At 73.3% G+C, this 20,353-nt stretch carries 20 protein-coding genes; 10 read left to right on the top strand and 10 right to left on the bottom strand.

Annotation, left to right across the window (positions count from 1 at the left end; translation table 11 throughout):
- Nucleotides 1–222 precede the first annotated feature (222 nt).
- From moaC to WHN02_RS04505, 4 genes are all read left to right on the top strand, one after another.
- Nucleotides 223–714, top strand: a complete 492-nt coding sequence (gene moaC, locus WHN02_RS04520; RefSeq protein WP_434742193.1) for a cyclic pyranopterin monophosphate synthase MoaC — start codon at nucleotides 223–225, stop codon at nucleotides 712–714.
- On the top strand, nucleotides 687–1,214 hold the full coding sequence (locus tag WHN02_RS04515; protein WP_434742192.1) for a MogA/MoaB family molybdenum cofactor biosynthesis protein: 528 nt from the start codon (nucleotides 687–689) through the stop codon (nucleotides 1,212–1,214). The genes moaC and WHN02_RS04515 overlap by 28 nt, the downstream gene beginning before the upstream one ends.
- 65 nt (nucleotides 1,215–1,279) lie before the next feature.
- Nucleotides 1,280–2,533 carry a molybdopterin molybdotransferase MoeA gene (locus tag WHN02_RS04510; protein WP_434742191.1) on the top strand — a complete coding sequence of 418 codons (1,254 nt, stop codon included), beginning with the start codon at nucleotides 1,280–1,282 and terminating at the stop codon, nucleotides 2,531–2,533.
- Complete coding sequence (locus tag WHN02_RS04505; protein WP_434742190.1) at nucleotides 2,527–2,946, top strand: molybdenum cofactor biosynthesis protein MoaE; 420 nt, start codon at nucleotides 2,527–2,529, stop codon at nucleotides 2,944–2,946. Before WHN02_RS04510 ends, WHN02_RS04505 begins: the two co-directional genes overlap by 7 nt.
- Before the next feature lie 13 nt (nucleotides 2,947–2,959).
- On the opposite strand, the gene WHN02_RS04500 is transcribed toward WHN02_RS04505, so the two are convergent.
- Together WHN02_RS04500 and WHN02_RS04495 are read right to left on the bottom strand one after the other, a co-directional pair.
- A complete protein-coding gene (locus tag WHN02_RS04500) occupies nucleotides 2,960–4,423 on the bottom strand; it encodes a glycosyltransferase 87 family protein (RefSeq protein WP_434742189.1) in 1,464 nt (487 codons plus the stop codon).
- Between the two features lie 261 nt (nucleotides 4,424–4,684).
- Nucleotides 4,685–5,230, bottom strand: a complete 546-nt coding sequence (locus tag WHN02_RS04495) for a DoxX family membrane protein (protein ID WP_434742188.1) — start codon at nucleotides 5,228–5,230, stop codon at nucleotides 4,685–4,687.
- A gap of 185 nt (nucleotides 5,231–5,415) precedes the next feature.
- On the opposite strand from WHN02_RS04495, the gene WHN02_RS04490 reads away from it, so the two are divergent.
- Nucleotides 5,416–5,961 carry a GNAT family N-acetyltransferase gene (locus tag WHN02_RS04490; protein WP_434742187.1) on the top strand — a complete coding sequence of 182 codons (546 nt, stop codon included), beginning with the start codon at nucleotides 5,416–5,418 and terminating at the stop codon, nucleotides 5,959–5,961.
- Nucleotides 5,962–5,976: 15 nt separating this feature from the next.
- Here WHN02_RS04490 and WHN02_RS04485 read toward each other — a convergent pair whose 3' ends face one another.
- Both WHN02_RS04485 and WHN02_RS04480 read right to left on the bottom strand, forming a co-directional pair.
- Complete coding sequence (locus WHN02_RS04485; RefSeq protein WP_434742186.1) at nucleotides 5,977–7,215, bottom strand: ATP-binding protein; 1,239 nt, start codon at nucleotides 7,213–7,215, stop codon at nucleotides 5,977–5,979.
- A gap of 230 nt (nucleotides 7,216–7,445) precedes the next feature.
- A complete protein-coding gene (locus tag WHN02_RS04480) occupies nucleotides 7,446–7,940 on the bottom strand; it encodes an LppU/SCO3897 family protein (RefSeq protein ID WP_434743817.1) in 495 nt (164 codons plus the stop codon).
- A gap of 329 nt (nucleotides 7,941–8,269) precedes the next feature.
- On the opposite strand from WHN02_RS04480, the gene WHN02_RS04475 reads away from it, so the two are divergent.
- Nucleotides 8,270–9,001: a prepilin peptidase gene (locus WHN02_RS04475; RefSeq protein WP_434742185.1), complete on the top strand. Its 732-nt coding sequence runs from the start codon at nucleotides 8,270–8,272 to the stop codon at nucleotides 8,999–9,001.
- A gap of 28 nt (nucleotides 9,002–9,029) precedes the next feature.
- On the opposite strand, the gene WHN02_RS04470 is transcribed toward WHN02_RS04475, so the two are convergent.
- From WHN02_RS04470 to WHN02_RS04450, 5 genes are all read right to left on the bottom strand, one after another.
- Nucleotides 9,030–12,227: a UvrD-helicase domain-containing protein gene (locus WHN02_RS04470; RefSeq protein ID WP_434742184.1), complete on the bottom strand. Its 3,198-nt coding sequence runs from the start codon at nucleotides 12,225–12,227 to the stop codon at nucleotides 9,030–9,032.
- 115 nt (nucleotides 12,228–12,342) lie between these two features.
- Nucleotides 12,343–13,746 carry a metallophosphoesterase gene (locus WHN02_RS04465; RefSeq protein WP_434742183.1) on the bottom strand — a complete coding sequence of 468 codons (1,404 nt, stop codon included), beginning with the start codon at nucleotides 13,744–13,746 and terminating at the stop codon, nucleotides 12,343–12,345.
- Nucleotides 13,747–13,757: 11 nt separating this feature from the next.
- Nucleotides 13,758–14,006, bottom strand: coding sequence for a MoaD/ThiS family protein (locus WHN02_RS04460; protein WP_434743816.1), 249 nt, complete (start codon nucleotides 14,004–14,006; stop codon nucleotides 13,758–13,760).
- Nucleotides 14,007–14,008: 2 nt separating this feature from the next.
- A complete protein-coding gene (gene moaA / locus WHN02_RS04455; protein ID WP_434742182.1) occupies nucleotides 14,009–15,022 on the bottom strand; it encodes a GTP 3',8-cyclase MoaA in 1,014 nt (337 codons plus the stop codon).
- A 106-nt stretch (nucleotides 15,023–15,128) separates the two neighbouring features.
- Complete coding sequence (locus WHN02_RS04450; RefSeq protein WP_434742181.1) at nucleotides 15,129–16,028, bottom strand: fructosamine kinase family protein; 900 nt, start codon at nucleotides 16,026–16,028, stop codon at nucleotides 15,129–15,131.
- Between the two features lie 346 nt (nucleotides 16,029–16,374).
- Here WHN02_RS04450 and WHN02_RS04445 point away from each other — a divergent pair, with 346 nt between their 5' ends.
- Both WHN02_RS04445 and WHN02_RS04440 read left to right on the top strand, forming a co-directional pair.
- A complete protein-coding gene (locus WHN02_RS04445; protein WP_434742180.1) occupies nucleotides 16,375–17,505 on the top strand; it encodes a DUF4192 domain-containing protein in 1,131 nt (376 codons plus the stop codon).
- A gap of 273 nt (nucleotides 17,506–17,778) precedes the next feature.
- Entirely contained in the window at nucleotides 17,779–18,486 is a 708-nt protein-coding gene (locus WHN02_RS04440) for a GAP family protein (protein ID WP_434742179.1), read from the top strand.
- Here WHN02_RS04440 and fdhD read toward each other — a convergent pair.
- On the bottom strand, nucleotides 18,476–19,339 hold the full coding sequence (gene fdhD / locus WHN02_RS04435) for a formate dehydrogenase accessory sulfurtransferase FdhD (RefSeq protein ID WP_434742178.1): 864 nt from the start codon (nucleotides 19,337–19,339) through the stop codon (nucleotides 18,476–18,478). The two genes, WHN02_RS04440 and fdhD, sit on opposite strands and share 11 nt — an antisense overlap.
- A gap of 154 nt (nucleotides 19,340–19,493) precedes the next feature.
- Between fdhD and mobA the strand changes: the two genes are divergently transcribed.
- Entirely contained in the window at nucleotides 19,494–20,051 is a 558-nt protein-coding gene (gene mobA, locus WHN02_RS04430; RefSeq protein ID WP_434743815.1) for a molybdenum cofactor guanylyltransferase, read from the top strand.
- Nucleotides 20,048–20,332 (top strand): DUF6457 domain-containing protein, encoded by a 285-nt coding sequence (locus tag WHN02_RS04425; RefSeq protein ID WP_434742177.1) that lies wholly within the window; start codon nucleotides 20,048–20,050, stop codon nucleotides 20,330–20,332. Before mobA ends, WHN02_RS04425 begins: the two co-directional genes overlap by 4 nt.
- Nucleotides 20,333–20,353: the final 21 nt, after the last annotated feature.

Here is a 20,353-nt window from a genome sequence, read left to right as displayed (position 1 = left end):
GGCTCGTGGAACTCATCGTCGTGAGTGATTGGCCGACTGCGGTACGACGCAATGCGGTGACGTCGGGGAGTGTCCACGCAACGGGTCGTGTCGACGCATCGAACCCCGATCACCGACCATCGCCACTGGCGAACCGGTGGTGACTATTAGTGCCCGTGTTCATCGTCCGTGACGGACGGGTCGCACAGGTGTGTGCGTACCGAGGGGCTAGGCTTGCCGACCGTGACCGAACCCACGCAGCTCACCCACGTCGATGCGGCGGGCGCGGCCCACATGGTCGACGTCTCCGCCAAGCCGGTCTCCGGCCGGACCGCCGTCGCCGCCGGCCGGCTGCGGACCACCCCCGAGGTGATCGACCTGCTCCGGCGGGACGGGCTACCCAAGGGCGACGCGCTCGCCGTCGGCCGGATCGCCGGCATCATGGGGGCCAAGCGCACCCCCGACCTGATCCCGCTCTGCCACCCGATCGCCCTGCACAAGGTGACTGTCGACCTGCAGCTCACCCCGGACACCGTGGAGATCACCGCCACCGCCCGGACCGCGGACCGGACCGGGGTGGAGATGGAGGCGCTGACCGCCGTGGCGGTCGCCGGACTCACCCTCGTCGACATGGTCAAGGCCGTCGACCCGGCGGCGTCGGTCGACGCGGTACGGGTGCTCACCAAGTCGGGCGGGAAGACCGGCGAGTGGCACCGCCCGGCGGACCGACAGTGACAGTGGAGGACCCGGGTACGGCGCCGAACCCCATCCACGCCCGGGTGGTGGTCGCCTCCAACCGGGCGGCGGCCGGGGTGTACGCCGACACCAGCGGGCCACTGCTCGTGGACGGTCTGCGTCGGCTCGGGTGTGCGGTCGACCGGCCGGTCGTGGTGCCCGACGGCGAGCCCGTCGGCGTCGCACTGCGGGCGGCCCTCGCCGACGGGGTGCAGGTGGTCCTGACCAGCGGCGGCACCGGAGTGACCCCGACCGACCGGACCCCCGAGGTGACCCGGGCCCTGCTCGACTACGAGATCCCGGGCATCGCCGAGGCGATCCGGGCGTACAGCCGGGAGCGGGTGCCGACGTCGGCGCTGTCCCGGGGGCTCGCCGGGGTGGTCGGCCGGATGCTCGTGGTGAACCTGCCCGGCTCGACCGGTGGGGCCCGTGACGGCCTGGCGGTCCTCGCCCCGATCCTCGCCCACACGGTGCAGCAGCTCGCCGGAGGCGACCACTGAACCGTTCCCGCGGCTAGGCTCGGGGGTCCGGCCCCGGCCCATCCGTACCCCCGAGAGGCGGTCCAGTGAGCACCCAACCCCCTTCGGCCCCGGTCGCCGAGCCGCCGCCGGCCGGCTGGGAGGAGGCCCGCTCCCGGGTTTACGCCGTGGGGCTGGCCGCCGCGCTGCCGTCGACCCCCCGGCCGCTGGCCGAGGCGGACGGACACACCCTCGCCGAACCGCTGACCACCCGGACCGACCTGCCGGCCTTCCCCACCTCCAGCGTGGACGGGTGGGCGGTCCGGGGCGAACAGCCGTGGCGGGTCGTCGGACGGGTGCTCGCCGGCAGCACCCCGGCCCCGCTCACCAGCGACGGCACCACGGTGGAGATCGCCACCGGGGCGATGGTGCCGGAGGGCACCACGGCGATCGTCCGGATCGAGCACTCCGCCCGGGACCCGGAAGGGCTGGTGACAGGTGTTCCCCGCCCCCGACCGGAGTGGCGGCTGCCCGGCGAGGAGGCCCGGGCCGGGGAGGAGCTGGTCGCTTCGGGCACGCCGGTGGACCCGGCACTGATCGGGCTGGCCGCCTCCTGCGGGCAGGACACCCTCCAGGTGCGCCGCCCACCCCGGGCCGCGCTGCTGGTGTTCGGCGACGAACTGCTCACCTCCGGACCACCCGCCGACGGCCGGGTACGGGACTCCCTCGGCCCGTCCGTGCCGTCCTGGCTGCGCCGGTACGGATGTCAGGTGCGCGCCGCCGACGTGGTCGGCCCGGTCGCCGACACGTTGCCCGCGCACGTGGCGGCACTGCGGTCCGCGCTCGGCACCGCCGACCTGGTCTGCACCACCGGTGGCACCATGCACGGGCCGGTCGACCACCTGCATCCGGCGCTGGAGGCGCTCGGCGCGGACCACGTCGTGAACACCGTCGCCGTCCGCCCCGGGTTCCCGATGCTGCTGGCCCGGGTGACCTCCGACGACGGGCGGGTCCGTTTCGTCGCCGGTCTGCCGGGCAACCCGCAGTCCGCGGTGGTCGCCCTGGTCTCCCTCGTCGCGCCGCTGCTGGCCGGGCTCCAGGGCCGCCAGCTGCCGGTCCTGCCGCAGGTCACCCTCGCCGAGCCGGTGCCCGGCCGGGGCGACTACACCCATCTGGCGCTGGTCCGGCTCGACCGGGCGACCGGGACGGCGTACCCGGTCCGGCACGTCGGCTCGGCGATGCTGCGCGGGCTGGCCGGGGCGGACGGGTTCGCGGTGATCCCGCCGGGCACCTCCGGGTCGGTCGGCGACCGGGTCCGGGTCGTACCGCTGCCGTTGCTCCCGGGGGAACGGACGTGGTGACCCCGTTCGGCACCGTGACCACCGAGCCCCTCGACCTGGCCGCACACGAGGCCGCGGTGGCCGACCGGCGGGCCGGGGCGGTGGTCTCCTTCCAGGGGGTGGTCCGCGACCACGACCACGGCCGGGCGGTGTCGACCCTGGAGTACGAGGGACACCCCGGCGCCGCCGAGGTGCTCCGCGAGGTGGCCGCCGAGATCGGCGCGGACCCGGACGTCTACGCGGTGGCGGTGTCGCACCGCATCGGTCCACTGGCCGTCGGGGACGTGGCACTGGTCGCGGCGGTCAGCACCGCCCACCGGGCCGCCGCCTTCGCCGCCTGCGCGCGGCTGGTCGACGAGGTCAAGGCCCGGTTGCCGATCTGGAAGCGGCAGGTGTTCGCCGACGGCACCGAGGAGTGGGTCAACTGCCCCTGACCGTCGGCGGCGGTCAGGAGCGGGTGACCACCGGTCGGTGGGTACGGCGTCCGGCCTGGTGCCCGGCGCGGTCGGGGTAGAAGGCCGGCTCGGCCCCCGGCCGCCACGGCAGCGCGGCGACCAGCACGATCAGGGCCAGCGCCAGGGAGTTCTCCATGAGGACGCCGAACAGGCCGTGGTGGTAGTGCGACACCTCGGGGAGTTGGTGCTCGTACGGCCAGATCGGGGAGATCAGGAAGAGCAGGTAGAGCCCGAGGGCTGCGACGCCGTGCCGGAGGCCGGTCAGGGTCGGGTACCAGATCGGCGGGCGGAGCCCGGCCACCCCCGGCGGCCCGCCGTCGGGCAGTCCGTTCGTCACCCGTGGGGGCAGGCCCCGGCTGGCGTCGCGGCGACGCAGCGCGCCGTCGGCCAGGATGATGATCGCCGGGATCACCCAGACCAGGTGGTGGGTCCAGGAGATCGGGCTGATCACGTTGGCGGTCAGCCCGACCAGGGTGAAGGCGGTCAGTTCGTCGCCGTCGGCGCGGGCGGTGGCCGCCCGGGACAGCCCGACGGCGAGGAGGAGGACCGAGAAGGCCAGCCAGAGCAGCCCGGGACTCTCGATCGAGTCGTAGAGCCGGGCCAGCAGCCCGGCCAGGGACTGGTTCGGCGTCATGTCCGCCGCGCCGACCCGCTCGGTCTGCCAGAGGACCCCGCCGAAGTAGGACCGGGACTCCGCGCCGACGATCGCGAAGGAAGCGAAGGTCACCCCGACTGTGGTACCGATGGCGGTGGCCGCCACCCGCCACTGCCGGGTGATGACCAGATAGACGATGAAGAGGGCCGGGGTCAGCTTGATCGCGGTGGCCAGGCCGATACCGACACCCGCCCAGGCGCCGCTGAACACGAACCGGTGCAGCGGCCCGGCGGTCGGGTCGTACCGGGTGCCGCGTCGGGACCGCCAGCGCAGACCCACCAGATCGCCCATGACCAGCGCGAACAGCAGCAGGTTGACCTGTCCGTAGCCGAGGGTCTCGCGGGCGGGTTCCAGTGCCAGCGCCAGCGCGGTGGCGATGCCGACGGTGAACCAGAGCGGCCAGGCCAACCGGTCGATGATCGGACGCAGCAGCGCGGCCAGGACCACCGCCAGGGCGGCGATGCTGGCCACCGCGTTGAGCAGCCCGGCCACCCCCACGGAGAGGTAGGCCATCGGCAGCATCAGCAGACCGGCGAAGGGCGGATAGGTGAAGCCCAACGTGGTACCGGGCGAGATGAACTCGTACAGCTCACGACCGCTGGCCCACCACACCACTGCACCGTGGTAGATCCGCATGTCGAAGAAGTTGTAGGGCCGCCCGAAGAGCCCGACGGCCAGCCACGCGGCGTACGCCACGGCGGCCACCACTCCGAGTCGGACAACAGTCCGTCGGTCGATCCGTCGGATCAGCCGCTGGACTTGGGCGAAGCGGCCCGCCCGTCTCCCGACGGTCGCCGGCATGGCGTGGCCACCCCCGTACCAAAATCTCGTTGTCCGTCCAGGTCCGGTACGGAGCCTAGAACGGTGCCGCACGTCTTTGCCTCCCGCGTTATATGACCGTGTCCGATCCCACACCTGTTTGCGACGTTTCTTGCACGTTAACGCCTTAAAGATGGTTCAGGTGATTGGTGGAACTTCTGGGGGATGCGGCCGGGGAGGGGTCACCGACGTGCAGGTCAGAGGGGGTGGCCGGGCGGGCTGGTGGTCCGGTGGGGACCGGGGTCAGCCCGGGATCCGGCGTGCCGTGGCCGCCGAGCGGACAGCGATCCGGGCTTCCCGCCGGGCGGTACGGACGGCCCGTCGCACCGACCGACGTGAGTGTCCGACCCGGTGACCGGCCCGCCACCGCAGCCCCGGACGGCCCTCGGTGTCCGCCGCCGCCAGCAGCAGGCCACCGAGCAGCCCGAGGTTCTTCATGAAGTGGACCTGGTTGCTGGTGCGGGTGGCCGGGTCGTCGTTGCTCCAGAAGGGATGACCGGCCGCTGTCGTCGGCAGGAGGGTCCCGGCGAGCAGGAGCGCCGCCGGACGGGAGAACCGGCCGGTCGCCAACATCAGACCGGCACCGAGTTGGACCGCCGAGTTGATCCGGACCAGGGACTCGGTGTCGGTGGGGACACCGGGCATCGTGTTCTCGATCAACGGGGCGAGCCGGTCGGTCACCGGCTTCGCCGTCGACGCGAGCTGCCCCGGGTTCTGCAGGCCACGGGCACCGCTGACCACGAAGATGCCGCTCAACATGACTCGGGCGAGGGAGCGCACGGGTTTCATGGACCAGTCATACCCCGTCGGGGCGTCGGCTATCCCGGCAACCGCCGATTGCGGACCCGTACCGCAGTGGTGTCGGCCCGACCCGGATGCCCGGCGGCGGCTTCCGCGGCACCCGGTCGGAACCCCCGTCGCGCCACGCCGTGTCGATCGTCAGTGATGGATCGCTCAGGGAGTAACCTCGCGGCGTGACCAGCCTGCGGCTCCGACCGGAGGGTCCGGCAGACGCCGGCCCGGTCCGGCGGGTACTGGCCGCCGCGTTCGCCCGTCCCGACGTGACCGTCCCACCCGAGGTGCGACTCGTCGACGAGCTACGCGGCGGCGAATCCTGGATCCCCGAACTGGCGATGGTCGTCGAGTACGGCGGTGAGGTGGTCGGCTACGCCCTGCTCAGCAGGGTCCGGGTCCGTACCGGCCACCGCTTCGTCCCGGCACTGGCCCTCGGCCCGGTCGCGGTGGCACCTCACCGGCAACGGACCGGACACGGTACGGCGGTGGTGCAGGCCGCCCTGGACGGCGCGACCGAGCTGGGCGAACGGCTCGTGGTGGTGCTCGGTGCCCCCGCCTTCTACCGGCGCTTCGGTTTCGAGTCGGCCGACCGGGCCGGACTGACCGGCCCCTGGTCCGGGCTGGGGGAGCCGTGGCAGGCGCTGATCCTGCCCCCGTCGGTCAGCGGTGAGCAGCCGCCGCCACAGGGCGAGGTCCTCTACCCCGCTCCCTGGGCCAAGGTCTGACCCCGGCCGGAGGGGTCAGGACGGCTGGGTGCGCAGGTAGCGGCCGAAGTGCGGGACGGTGAAGGCGACGGTGCCTCGCTCGCCCGAGTAGATCAGTCCCTTCTTGATCAGGGCGTCCCGGGCCGGTGACAGGCTGGCCGGTCTGCGCCCCAGGGACCTGGCGATCTCGGCGGTGGGCACCGCCGCGTCCATGTCGTCCCGGACGCCCTCCACGCCCTCCGCCACCCCGGAGAGGGTGGCCATCGCCCGCATGTACTCCCGTTCCGCGGGGGTGGCCCGCTCGAACCGGGAGCCGAAGAACCCCACAGCCAACTCCGCCTCCGCCTCAGGGGCGGCCACCCGGACGTCGGCGTCGGTGATCGGGGAACGCGGCGCGTGGTCCCAGGTCGCCTTCCCGTACGCCTGGACGAAGTACGGGTACCCGCCGGAGAACTCGTAGAGCAGGTCGAGGGCCTTCTGCTCGTACTCGACCTGCTCCCGGTCGGCGGGGGCGCAGAGTGCCTGGTCGGCGGCGAGCCGGTCCAGGCGGTCGATCCGCTGGTACCGGAACAGCCGCTCGGAGTACGACTTCGCGGCGCTGAGCACCGCCGGGAGGTGGGGCAGACCGGCCCCGACCACGATCAGCGGCGCACCGAGCTGGGACAGCTCGTGGCAGGCCGCGCAGAGCGCCGAGACGTCCTCCGCCCCCAGGTCCTGCATCTCGTCGATGAAGACGGCGATCCCGGTGCCGACGTCACCGGCCACCGCCGCCGCGTCGGTGAGGAGTTCGACCAGGTCGATCTCGATGTCCCCGGAGTCGCCCCGCCCGCTGCTGGCCGGTACGTCGATGCCGGGCTGCCACCGGTCCCGCACCTTCGGCGGGGTGCCACCCCGGCCGGTCGGGGCGGCCCGTTGGGCGAAGGCCTTCAGGACACCGAGGAAGGCGTCGATGCGCTCCGGTGCCCGGTGTCGGGGTGCCAACTCGCGGACCGCCATGTGCAGGGCGGCGGCGACCGGTCGGCGCAACGACTGGTCCGGCCGGGCCTCGATCTTGCCGCTGCCCCAGAGCCGTCCGATCGCCTGCGACCGCAGCGTGTTGAGCAGCACCGTCTTGCCGACGCCACGCAACCCGGTGAGCATCAGACTGCGTTCCGGTCGCCCCCTGGCGATCCGTTCCAGGACGACGTCGAACACGTCCAGCTCGCGCCCACGCCCGGCCAGCTCGGGCGGACGCTGCCCCGCCCCGGGGGCGTACGGGTTGCGGACCGGATCCACGACTCGCACAGTATCGGCCCGTCTAGCTGCGACGATAGATTCCCGTAGAGGTGGGTACGGCGTGTCGGGGCGGGCGACGTCTCGACAGGTGTCTAGGGGTTTCTAGCCCTCGTGGCAGACCCGCCTAGATTCGGCTACCGACGACCCGGACCCCGCCGGTCGGCGCAGCTCCGTCGGGACCCCGCCGGTCGGCGCAGCTCCGTCGGGGCGGCGCGGTCGGGGCGGCACAGTCAGCGGAGCTTGAGGCAGAGGACGAAGTCCAGGGTGTCCAGGTCGCTGTCGTAGAAGTACCAGTTGGTGTACCCCTCGACCCCGGCGCACTTGGCCTCGGCGTCCCGCCCACCGCTGGTCGCCTCGTCGAACCGGCGCAACACCTCGTACGTCTTCGGGGCGCACTCGGTGATCAACAGTTTCGGCTGCCCGTCGACCATGCCGTCGTTGCGGACACACTGCCCCACCTCCGCGAACCGGGGATCGGCCGACGACTCCGGGGCGGCACCCGGCGACGGGGTTCCCGGTTCGGGCAGGTCCGCCCCGGCGGCCGGCGGCGGGGTGGCGTCGGCGACCGGCTCCTCGGCCGACCGTTTCAGCAGGAGGACGGCGCCGCCACCGGCGAGTGCGACGACGGTGAAGGCCACAGCGATCGCGAGCAGTCGGATCCGCCACTGTCGACGGGGTGGGGGTTCCGGGTCGACGCCGGGTCCTTCGAGCGGAAACGGCAGCACCGAGTACGCCGACCCGCCCGCCGGTGGCCGCTCGTCCGTGGGGGCGTACCCCCGGTCGTGGTCGTGGTCGGGCCGAGGGTCGGGGTCGGACCACGCGTCGGGACTGCCGCTACCCGGTGGCCTGTGGTACGCCATGACGCCTCCCGGTGGAGAAGGGGCCGACCTGCGCTGAGCGACCCGACCGGGTCACGGTAGCGCGACACGATGATCAGCTCACGTTCCGCAGGGTCACGACTTCGATGCGTGCCGGGGCCGACGATTCGCCAGGTCGGGACTGCCCACCGGTTCGGGGCCGCGCGCCGGGTCGACGGTGGATAGCATCGACGTCCATGTCCGTCGACGTGCCCGTCGTCGCCGTGGTCGGTGCCGTCGCCGGGGCGCTGGCCGGTGCGGCGGTCCCCGGGGTCACCCATCGGCTGGCGGTGGACGCCGCGACGGCGTACCGGACAGGGTGTCGTCGGTGCGACGAGCCGCTGCCGCGCGGACTCCCCGGGTGGCTCCGGCACCGGTGCACCCACTGCGGGCGGCGACTCGGACCGCCGGTCGGATCCACTGTGCTGCTCGGCGCGGTCGCCCTCGGTGGGCTGGCGGCCGCCCGCCCCGACGACCCGGGGCTGCCCGCGCTGCTGGCGGTGGCCGCCGTCGGGCTGGTCCTCGGCGCTGTGGACCTGGACTGCCTGCGGCTTCCGGACCCGCTGGTGGGGGCGGCCGGAGTGCTCGCCGTGGTCGGCCTGACCGGTGCGGCCCTGCTCACCGGAGCCCCCGACCGGCTGGTCACCGCCTTCGCCGGGGCGGCCGGGTCCGCACTGTTCTACCTGGTGCTGGCCCTGTCGCCGGGCTCCCGACTCGGCTTCGGCGACGTCAAGCTCGGTACGGTGCTGGGTCTGCCGCTGGGCTGGTCGGGTCTGCCGGTGGTGCTGCTCGGCCTGGTCCTGCCCGTCGTGCTCAACGGCCTCGTGGTGCTCGCCCTGCTGGCCGCCGGACGGGTACGCCGACACACCGCGCTACCCCTCGGACCGGCCCTGCTGACAGGTGCCTGGCTCGCCGCCCTGGTCGGGTGAGACCACCTCGACCAGGGCGGGGGCCTGCTCAGATCAACCGGAGCTGCCGGTCCCGGGGACGCCGGGGCTCGCTCTCGCCGAACCGCTCGAACAGCCCCGGGTCGATCGGGTCGAGGTACGGGGTGGGGGAACAGTCGCGTTCCGGCCCGTGTCGGGCCCGGCGGGCGGCGTGCGTGACGTAGAGCCGGTCCTGGGCGCGGGTGAGACCGACGAAGAACAGCCGCCGCTCCTCGGCGATCGCCGCGTCGTCGGGCGTCGAACCGGGCCACCGCATCGGCAGCAGCCCGTCCTCGGCCCCGACCAGGAACACCACCGGGAACTCCAGCCCCTTCGCGGCGTGCAGCGTGAGCAGGGTGACCGCCTCGGCGCGGGGGTCCAGGGCGTCCACCTCGGCCCCGGTGGCCAGGTGGGACAGGAACGCCGGAAGGTCGTCGCCGCACCGTCGGGCCAGCGGGGCGAGCAGGTCCACGGCGGCCCGGACGTCGGCGGGGCGGACCGCCCCGGAGCCGTCCAGGGTCGGCACCGAGAACCGGTCGGCGAGCACTTGGGCGGCCAGCCGCACCCGGGCGGTCACCGAACCGTCGACCCCGCCGGTGTGGCGCAGTTCCCGGGCGATCGCGCCCACTCCCGGGCGGTCCCGAAGCCGGTCGTGCGACCGCTTCTGCACCGGGATGTTGCCCCGGGAGAGGGCGTCCACGATGGGGGCGGCCTGGGCGTCGGTCCGGTACAGCACAGCGATGTCGCTGAACGACACTGTGGTGGCCCGGCCGTCGATCCGCCCCGAGTCCAGGGACCTGTGGGACAACCCGCCGACCAGTTCGTCGATGGTCCGCACCAGGAAGTCCGCCTCGTCGGCGACCGAGGCGGCGGCGTACCGGCCGACCAGGGGGGCCTCCGGGTCGAGCCGGGCCGGGTCGAGCCGACGTCCCCGGACCAGCGACGACGGGGCGATGGCCTGCACCGCCGCCGCGAGGATCGGGGCCGACGACCGGTAGTTGCGGTTCAACCGGACCAGCCGGGCGTCGATGAAGTCCTCGGAGAAGCGCAGGAAGTAGCCGACGTCGGCGCCCCGGAAGGAGTAGATCGCCTGGTCCGGGTCGCCGATCGCGCACAGGTTGCCGTCGGCGGGGCTGAGCAGCCGCAGCAGGTCGTACTGCACCGCGTCGACGTCCTGGTACTCGTCGACGAAGATCCACTGCCATCGGTCGCGGTACCGCTGCTTGAGCTTGCGGTCGGCGGTGAGCAGAGCCACCGGCAGGGTCAGCAGCTCGTCGAGGTCGACGAGGTCCCGTTTGCGCAGCAGTGCCGTGTACGCCGCGTCGTCGGTACCGGCCTCGGCCCGGGCCTCGTCCCGGTCGGCGTCGTCGGCGATCCGGAAGTCCGGCGCGAGCCCGGCCGCCGCGGCGTTCTCCCGCAGGACGGTCAGGCCCAGCGAGTGGAACGTGCCGACTGTGACGTCCTCGGCGACCGGACCGAGCAGCCCGTCGAGCCGGTGCCGCAGCTCCTCGGCGGCCCGCCGGGTGAAGGTGATCGCCAGGCAGCGCTCCGGGAACACGTTCAGCTCGGCGCAGAGGTACGCGATCCGGTGCGTCAGGGTCCGGGTCTTGCCGGTCCCCGGACCGGCGACGATCAACAGCGGCCCACCCGGGGCGGAGGCGGCCACCCGCTGCATCGCGTCCAACCGGTCCAGCAGGCCGGTCCCGACCTCCTCCATCCCGGAGAGCATCGGCTCGAACGGTTCGTGCGGCGACGGCGGCGGGGCCAGCGGCGGCAGTGGCGGGGCCACGACGGCCTTGCGCTTCGGTTCGGCCTTCGGCACCGTCGTACGCCGGGTCTTCGGCTTCGCCGTCGAGGCGGGGGCGCGCCGCTGCGCCGGAACGGGTACGTCGAACAACGTCTCCGCCTGTCCGGCGGCCCCTCGGGAACCCAACTCCGCCGGGTCGAACAGGGTGATCACCCCGTACTCGCCGTCGAACCCGGGCACCCGGCGGACCTCGCCCCGGCGGAGCCGACGGATCCCCTCGGCGAGCAGCTCCCCGCCCACCCGGTCGATCTCGTCGAGCGGCACGGAGGTGAGGATCTCCAGCTCCGAGCCGAGAGCGGCGACCAACTCGTTGAGCTTGCCTCCCACCTTCTTCGACTTCGGCCCGACCGAGTTGAGTTCGCCGAGGATCTCGGCCAGCGGAATGAGGTGGGTGACCGTCGGCGCGTCGGCGCGACGGTGCCCCACGGGCCGGTCGGCCAACTCCTCGATCCGGCTGAGCACCCCCACTGTGAGCGGCCTGCCGCACTCCGGGCAGCACCCCCCGGCGGCCCGGGTCTGCTCCGGTGACCAGTTCACCCCGCAGACACGGTGCCCGTCGGCGTGGTACTTCCCCTCCTCCGGGAAGAACTCGACGGTGCCCACGAGCCCGTCGCCGGTGCGCAGCGTCTCCCGGATCGAGAAGTAGTCCCGGGCACCGGCCAGGACCGTCGCCTCCCGCCCCAGGGCGGGCGGGGAGTGGGCGTCGGAGTTCGAGACGAGCTGGTAACCGTCGAGGCTCCCCACCCGCCAGTTCATCTCCGGGTCGGACGAGAGCCCGGTCTCCACGGCGAAGATGTGCCCGGCCAGGTCGGCGTAGCAGTCGGCGATGGCGTCGAACCCGGACTTCGACCCCAGCGCGGAGAACCAGGGGGTCCAGATGTGCGCCGGGACGAGGAACCCGTCCGGGCTCGCCTCCAGGGTGATCTCCAGCAGGTCGCGCGAGTCCAGACCGAGGATCGGCCGACCGTCGGAGGCGATGTTGCCGATCCGGCCCAGGGCGGTGTTGAACCGGGCCGCCGCGTCGAGATCGGGCAGGTAGATCAGGTGGTGGACCTTCCGGGTCCGGTCGTCCCGCTTGTAGATCGTGGAGATCTCCACGCTGAGCATGAACCGGACCGGATCGGCGTCGGCCCCGTCGGCCAACCGGGGCGGCAGCCGCCGGGCGATGTCCCGTTCCGCCTCGGGGGAGAGCCGGTACATTCCCGGCTCCGCCGGGTGCAGTGTCTCCCGCAGGTGGTCGTACCAGGCGGGGTGGGTGAAGTCACCGGTGCCGAGGACGCCGATGCCCTTGCGCCGGGCCCACCAGCCGAGGTTCGGCAGGGTCAGGTCCCTACTGCACGCGCGGGAGTACCGGGAGTGGATGTGCAGGTCAGCGACGAAGGACGGAGGGCCACCGGAGGGTACGGAACTGAACGGGGGCACGCCGCATCCTGTCACGCCCGCTCACGTACCCACCCGCCGCCACGCACACTCGTGACCTCCGCGATCCCCCGTCAGCTGGCCGACCCCCGGGACGGCCGTCGACAAAACCGCCAATTCAGACGGATCGCAGCTCCACCAGGGTGATCTGCGGCGGAGCGCCGACCCGGACCGGAGGACCCCAGAAACCGGCCCCGTTGGTCACGTAGACCTTGGTGCCGTCCACCTCGCCCAGGCCGGAGACCACCGGCTGCTCCAACCGGACCGCCAGGTTGAAGGGGACGATCTGCCCGCCGTGGGTGTGCCCGGACAGTTGCAGGTCGACGCCGAACTTCGCGGCCTCGAACGCGGCGACCGGCTGGTGCGCCAGGAGCACCACCGGGCGGCTCGGATCCCGGTCACCCAGCGCTGCGCCGAAGTCGGCGGGCGCGGCCACCCCGGTTCCGGCGGCGCTGACGTCGTTCACCCCGGCCAGGTCGAGTACGCCGCCCCCGGCGCGGATCTCCTCCCGCTGGTTCTGCAACACCCGCAGACCCAGCCGGTCCACCTCCTCCACCCACTCCTCCACCCCGGAGTAGTACTCGTGGTTGCCGGTGACGAAGAAGTTGCCGTGCCGGGACTGGATGTCGCGCAGCGGGGCGGCGTCCTCGCCCAGCTCGGCGACAGTGCCGTCGACCAGGTCACCGACGACGGCGACCACGTCGGCGTTCAGCCGGTTGATCGCGGCGACCATCCGCTCGGTGTGCACCCGCCCCCGCAACGGGCCGAGGTGGACGTCGGCGACGGTGGCGATCCGCAGCCCGTCCATGCTCCGGGGCAGCTTCGCCAACGGGATCTGGACCCGGTCCAGGTGCAGCGGGCCGAGGGCGGTACGGACGCCGTACCCGGTGATGCCGACGGCGGTGAGTCCGGCGAAGATGGCCGCACTCCGGGCCAGCAGGAGCCGTCGTCCCGGGTCGTGGTCGGGCTGCGGGGCGGGATCGCCACCCGCCTGCTCCGTCGACCCGTCGGTGCCGGTGTCCCCGGTCGCCGGGGCCGCCGTCGCAGCACCCTCCGGCCGGTCCGCCGTCGGTACGGACCCGGTCTGGTCCGCCGTCGGTGCGGACCTGGTCTGGTCCGCCGCGTCGGCCGCTCCGGACGCGTCGGTGCCCGGGTGGTCCGTGGTTGCGGCACCCACCAGGGCCGGGGTGGCGGGGGCGGGGGACGGAGCGACCCGGTTCTCGCGGCGGCGCAGTACCACCCGGGCGACCAACAGGGGCACCTCCAGCAGCAGCAGGAGCACCAGCAGGTAGAACATGACCGCGAGCCAGAGGTATCCGGGCCAGGCGAGCCAGTAGAGACCCGCCCTGGTGCCGATCAGGGTCGCCGGCACCAGCAGCCCCAGGACCAGGGCGGCGACCGCGCCGATCCGCCGCCACCGGCCGGGCCGGGTGGTGTCCCGGACCAGCCGCCGCCACAGGTAGTAGTGGATCAGACCGGTGATCAGCGCAAGGGTTCCCACGAACCCGAGGACCGATAACAACGGAGCCTCCCTCAGCCGCCCGCGAAGGGGGGCAGTACGTCGATCGTCACCCCGGCCGGCAGCGGGGTACGACGATCATGACAGGCCGTCCCGTCGACCAGGAAACTCGCCACCCGCAGTACGGCGGCGAGACGCTCGCCGTGCCGCTGCACCAGTTCTGCGGTGAGTTCGTCCAGCGAGCGCCCGGCGGATGCGGACTCCTCGGACACCCCGGCGGCGGCCCGAGCCCCGGCGAAGTACCTGACGGTGACCTGCTGCACCGTCACCCTCCGATCGCTGACATCGGCCGGGCCGGCTGGAGGAAGGTGGGGTCGTCGATGCCGTGTCCGGCCCGCTTGCCCCACATCGCCGCCCGCCAGCGCCGGGCCAACTCGTCGTCGTCCGCCCCGGCCCGCAGCGCGCCCCGCAGGTCCGACTCCTCGGTGGCGAACAGGCAGGACCGGACCTGCCCGTCGGCGGTCAGCCGGGTCCGGTCGCAGTCTCCGCAGAACGCCTGGGTCACGCTGGCGATCACACCCACCCGGGCCGGGCCGCCGTCGACCAGCCAGGTCTCGGCGGGGGCGGCACCGCGTACGGCGGGGTCGGGGCTGAGGTCGAACGTGGTGGCGAGGGCGGCGAGGATCTCCTCGGCGGTGACCATCCGGCTCCGGTCCCAGCCGTGCTGGGCGTCGAGCGGCATCTGCTCGATGAACCGCAGCTGGTAGCCGTGGTCGAGAGCGAACCGGAGCAGGGCGGGGGCCTCGTCGTCGTTGACCCCCCGCATCAACACAGTATTGATCTTGACGGGGGTGAGCCCGGCCGACGCGGCTCCGGCCAGCCCGGCCAGGACGGCGTCGAGCTGCGACCGGCGGGTGAGCTGCCGGAAGCGCTCCGGGTCGAGGGTGTCCAGGGAGACGTTCACCCGGTCGACCCCCGCCGCCCGCAGCCCCGACGCGACCCGGTCCAACCCGATGCCGTTGGTGGTCAGGCAGATCCGGGGCCGGGGACGCAGCGCGGCGACCTCGGCCACGATCCCGGCCAGGCCGGGACGGATCAGCGGCTCCCCTCCGGTGAACCGGACCTCGGTCACCCCGAGCCGACCCACTGCGACCCGGACCAGCCGGACGATCTCGGCGTCGGTCAGCAGGTCCGGTCCGGCGAGCCAGGGCAGACCTTCGGCGGGCATGCAGTAGGTGCACCGCAGGTTGCACTTGTCGGTCAACGAGACCCGCAGGCCCCGGGCGACCCGGCCGTACCGGTCGACGAGGCCCTCGGCGGATGGCGCGACAGGGGTCACCGGTCGACGGTAGCGCGTCCGGCATCGCTCAGGCGCCCCGCGCTCAGGGCGGCCCGCGCGACGGCGGCCTGCGCTCAGGGGCGGCCAGCGCCACGGCGGCTCGCGCTCAGGGGCGGCCCGCGCTCAGGGCGGCCCGCGCGGCGGCGGCCACGGCCGCTCGGTACTCGGCACCGAACAGTGCGGTGTGCACGAGGAGCAGGTGCAGCTGGTGCAGCGGGACCCGCGCCCGCCACCCCGCCGCCAGGGGCCATTCGTCCTGGTACGCACCCATGATGCGATCGCCGTGGGCAGCCCCGCCGAAGAGCGCCAACTGGGCCAGATCCGTCTCCCGGTGACCGCCGTGCGCCGCCGGGTCGATCAACCAGACCCGACCGTCGGCCCCCCAGAGCAGGTTCCCCGGCCACAGGTCGCCGTGGATCCGGGCGGGCGGTTCGTCCCCACCGAACTCACCGATCCGCTCGATCACCGCCTCGACCAGCGCGGTCTCCGTCGAGGTGAGGGCGCCGTTCGCCACAGACAGTCGCAGGTACGGATCGAGTCTGCGACCTGCGAACCAGGTCGACCAGGGGCCGTCCTGCTCGGTGTTGTCCTGCGGCAGTGCCCCGATGTAGCCCGACCACCGGGCACCGAACGCCGGCGCGCCGGCCCGGTGCAGCCGAGCCAGATCCCGACCGAACCGTTCGGCCGCCTCCGGAGTCGGCTCGCCGGTCTCCACCCAGGCGAGTGCCAGCAGATCCGGGAGGGCCACCAGGACCTCCGGCACCGGGACCGCCTCCGCCTCGCCCAGCCAGTGCAGCCCGGCCGCCTCGGCGGCGAAGAAGCCCTCCGGCGTCGGCTCCCCGGACCGCTGCGGCCACGACTTCGTCAGGATCGAGTGGCCGTCGTCCAGGGTCAGCCGTGAGGCCGCGCAGATGCTGCCGCCGGTGACCGGCGTCTCCCGGATCCGCTGGTGCGCCAGGAAGGTCGGCAACTGGGTCGGATGCGCCCGCAGGTAGGCCAGGTCCATCAGCGCAACGTAACTACACCCCGTCGTCGACGCCTGACCAGGGTCCCCGCCTGTCCGCACCCGGCTCGTGCCCGAGGCGCTGATGAACGTGATCGTTTGCGGTTGGGGTGCTCGACACGCCGAGGAAGAAGCATGTGGAGTGCAAACGATCATGGGCGTGATGTTCGTCGGGCAAGGCGTCGCCCGTCCCCCCACCGTTGCGAACTGACGCCCAGGCTCGCGCGTGTGTTCGTTGCACTCGGGAAAGCAACTCGCTGACCAGGGGGAATACTCTGCGTCATGTGGATGAGTCGCGTGTCGTCCACAGGCCCCCACGGGAGACGCCGTCGCCGAGCAGGCTGCCGTCATGACGCAGATCGATCGACTACGGCTCGCCGTCCGGTCCCCCGGGGACCTGATCGCCGCCGTGCCGTACCTGCTCGGATTCCACCCCGTCGACAGCGTGGTGGTGATCGCGTTCCGGGGCCAGCGGATCGTCTTCGCCGCCCGGGCCGACCTGCCCGAGGTGGGCACCGACCCGGGTCTGCCGGCCCGACACCTGGTCGAGGTCCTCGGGCGGCAGGACGCCGAAGCGACGACGCTCGTGGGCTACGGTCCGCCGACCAGGGTGACGCCGAGCATCGACGCGGTCCGGGCCGCGCTCGACGACACCGACCTGGTGCTGATCGACGCCCTGCGGGTGACCGACGGCCGGTACTGGTCCTACCTGTGCACCAGTCCCGGCTGCTGCCCACCGGAGGGCACCGCGTACGACCCCATGTCGAGTGAGGTCAGCGTCGCGGCGATCTACGCCGGGCAGGTGGCCCTCCCCGACCGGGCGGCGTTGAGCGCTCAGGTGGCACCGGTGACGGGGTCGGCCCGGACGGCGATGCGGGACGCCACGGACCGGGCCGGACAGCGGCTCCAGAGACTGCTCGACGAGGCGTCCCCGGTCGAGGCGGAGCCGGTGGGGCAGACCGATCCGGGGCTCGCCGAGGTGGAGCGGGAGGCGCTCGACGCGGCCGGGAGGAAGGCGGTACGTGACACGCTGCGTCGCCACCGTCGCGGCGGACACCTGACCGACGACGAGGTGGCGTGGCTCAGCCTGCTCCTGGTCCACCTGCCGGTCCGTGACCATGCCTGGGAACGGACCGACGGGCGGGACGAGGACATCGCGCTCTGGTCGGACGTCCTGCGCCGGGTCGATCCGGAGCTGAGCGCCGCCCCGGCGAGCCTGCTCGCCTTCGCCGCCTGGCGGGCGGGACAGGGCGCGCTCGCCGCCGTCACCCTGGAACGCGCCTTGGCCGAGCATCCGGACTACTCGCTCGCGCTGTTCCTGGACGACCTGCTCCGCCGGGGCACACCCCCGTCCCGGCTGGACGGCTGGCCGGGCACGGTGGCCGCCGACGCCGACGCCAGGTCCGATGCCAAGACCGACGCGGTGGTACGCGCCCGGCACCGCCGACCCCGTCGCCGTGACCCCGGCCCCCGGGCCTGAATCCCGCCACCTGCCGTCGGACCTGAGCCCTCGGCCGTGGGGCCTGAATCCCGCCACCAGCCCTCGGACCTGAGCCCTCGGCCGTCGGGCCTGAGCCCCAGCACCGGCCCCCGACCTGAGCGCCCAGCACTTGCCGTCGGGCCTGAGCCTCAGGACCGGCGCTGGGGCCTGGGTCGGTCGAAGGAGGTACGCCGGGATCGTCGCCGGTGACGATTCGGCGGGGCGAGAGCCCGTCGAGACTGAACTCATGGTTCCTGCCCCGGACGGTGCCCGATGAGCACCGGACTACTCCTGTCGCTTCTCGGGCTCGCGCTCGTCGACAGCACCAGCATCGGCACCCTGTTCATCCCGATCTGGTTGCTGATGTCGCCCGGGCGGGTCCGGGTCGGCAGGATCCTGGCCTACCTGGGCACCATCACCGTGTTCTACTTCGCCGTCGGGGTGTTGCTCGCCGTCGGCGGGACCCGGATCGTCGCCGCGCTCGACGGGACGTTCGACAGCCGACCGGTGATCTGGGCGCAACTGGTCCTGGGGGTGGCACTGTTCGCCCTGAGCTTCAGGTACGACGGCAAGCGCAACCGCAAGGGCGGCGGGGTGCTGCGGTGGCGTGACCGGGCCACCGGTGGCGACTCCTCGGTCCGGTGGCTGATCGGGTTGGCGCTGCTGGCCGCGCTGGCCGAGGTGGCGACGATGTTGCCGTACCTCGCGGCGGTGGGTCTGCTGACCACCGCGGAGCTGCCCGGTGCCACGACGGTGGCGCTCCTCGGCGCGTACTGCCTGGTCATGGTCCTGCCGGCGGTGGTGCTGCTGGTGGCGCGGGTCGCCCTCCCGGGGCCGGTCGAGCCCCTGTTGGCCCGGTTGAACAGGTGGATCACCGAGAAGGCCGGCGGCGCGCTGGGTTGGGTACTCGGCATCGCGGGGTTCCTCCTCGCCCGGGACGCCGCCTTCCGACTCGACCTGTTCGACCTGCTCAACTGGTGACGTCGACGGTGATCCGCCCGGGGTGGGTGTAGACGTTCATGCTCCGGTCCCGGAGGAACCCGACGAGGGTGATCCCGGCCTCGTCGGCCAGGTCGACGGCGAGACTGCTGGGGGCGGAGACCGCCGCGAGCAGCGGCACCCCGGCCATCCACGCCTTCTGGGTCAGCTCGAAGCTGGCCCGCCCCGAGACCAGCAGGAGGTGCCCGGCGAGCGGCAGCCGCCGTTCGCGGACCGCCCAGCCGACGACCTTGTCCACCGCGTTGTGCCGGCCGACGTCTTCCCGTAGCACCACCGGATCACCGTCGGCGGTGAACAGCCCGGCCGCGTGCAGACCTCCGGTGCGTGCGAAGGCCCGCTGCGCGGCGCGTAGCCGGTCCGGCAGGTCGGCCAGGACCTCGGCCGCGACGGTGACCGGGTCGTCGGTCACGGTGAACAGCGACCGGGTACGCACCGAGTCGATGCTCGCCTTCCCGCAGACCCCGCACGAGCTGGTGGTGTAGAAGTTCCGGGTCGGGTCGGTGGTCGGCTCGGGCACGCCCGGGGCCAGCACCACGTCCACCACGTTGTACGTGTTCGGCGTCTCCGCCCCGGCGCAGAGTTGCGCGGTGAGGACGTCGTCGGCCGACCGGATCAGCCCCTCGGTGAGCAGGAACCCGACCGCCAGGTCGAGGTCGTCGCCGGGGGTCCGCATCGTCACCGCGAGGGGGCGACGCCGACCAGGTCCCGCCGGACCGACCCGGATCTCCAGCGGCTCCTCGACGGAGAGGCTGTCCGGTCGGCGTACCGACCGGCGGTCGGGCGGGGTGTCGAGGTCGATCCGCAGGATCGGGCGGCGGTCGGTGGCACGTCCCATGGCGCCATCCTGCCCGACGGATCCCGTGACGGCCTGGGTGCCGCTACCGTGACCGGATGACTCCAGACCGGGACGGTCGCCGGTGACCACCGATCGGGCCGCACCTCCGACCCGGTACGCGGCGGTGGTGCTGGCCGGTGGGGCGGCCCGCCGGATGGGCGGGGCGGACAAGCCGGGGGTCCCGGTGGGGGGCCGCCCGATGCGGGACCGGGTCCTCGACGCCGTGGCGGACGCCGAGCCCCGGGTGCTCGTCGGCCCCGAGCCCGTCGAGGCGTACCCGGTGGGGGTGCGGACCACCCGGGAGGAACCCCCGGGGGCAGGCCCGGTGGCCGCTGTCGCGGCCGGGTTGGTGCTGATCGGCCCCGAGGTCCCCGTCGTCGCCCTGCTCGCCGCCGACCTGCCGCTGCTCACCGGGGAGGCGGTGTCGGCGCTGCGGCGGGAGTTGACCGAGGGTACGGCCGACGGCGTCTGCTTCGTCGACGACGACGGACGTCGGCAACCCCTCTGCGGGGTGTGGCGGGTGTCGTCGGTGCGGACCGCCCTGACTGCGGTGGCCGACGGGCGCGCGGACGGGCTCGTCGGGGCGTCGATGCGTACCCTCCTGGCTGGCCTGAGCGTCACCGAGCTGCCCTGGTCCGGTGCGGGGCCACCGCCGTGGTTCGACTGTGACACTGACGACGACGTACGCCGGGCCGAGGAGTGGGTGCGATGACGGTGATGGACGAGTGGGTCGTGGCGGCCTGCACAGAACTGGGTCTGGACCCGACGCAGGTGCCGGTGCCCGTCGTACTGGATCTGGCCCGGGACGTGGCGCACCAGGTGTTGCGTCCGGGGGCGCCGGTCAGCGCGTACCTGATGGGGGTCGCTGTGGGTCGGGGGGCGGATCCGGCGACGGTCGCGGCCCGACTGACCGAACTGGCCGGTTCCTGGCCGGTCGAGATGGGTGGAGGCGGCGGCCCTGACGGGCCGGTGTCCGATCCCGGTCGCGACTGATTCGCCCGCCCCGTGCCGTGG

This window comes from Micromonospora sp. SH-82 (genome assembly GCF_051132485.1).
Classification (GTDB): Bacteria; Actinomycetota; Actinomycetes; order Mycobacteriales; family Micromonosporaceae; genus Micromonospora.
The sequence above is the reverse complement of the archived record's forward strand: the minus strand, read 5'-3'. Positions and strand labels throughout refer to the sequence as shown.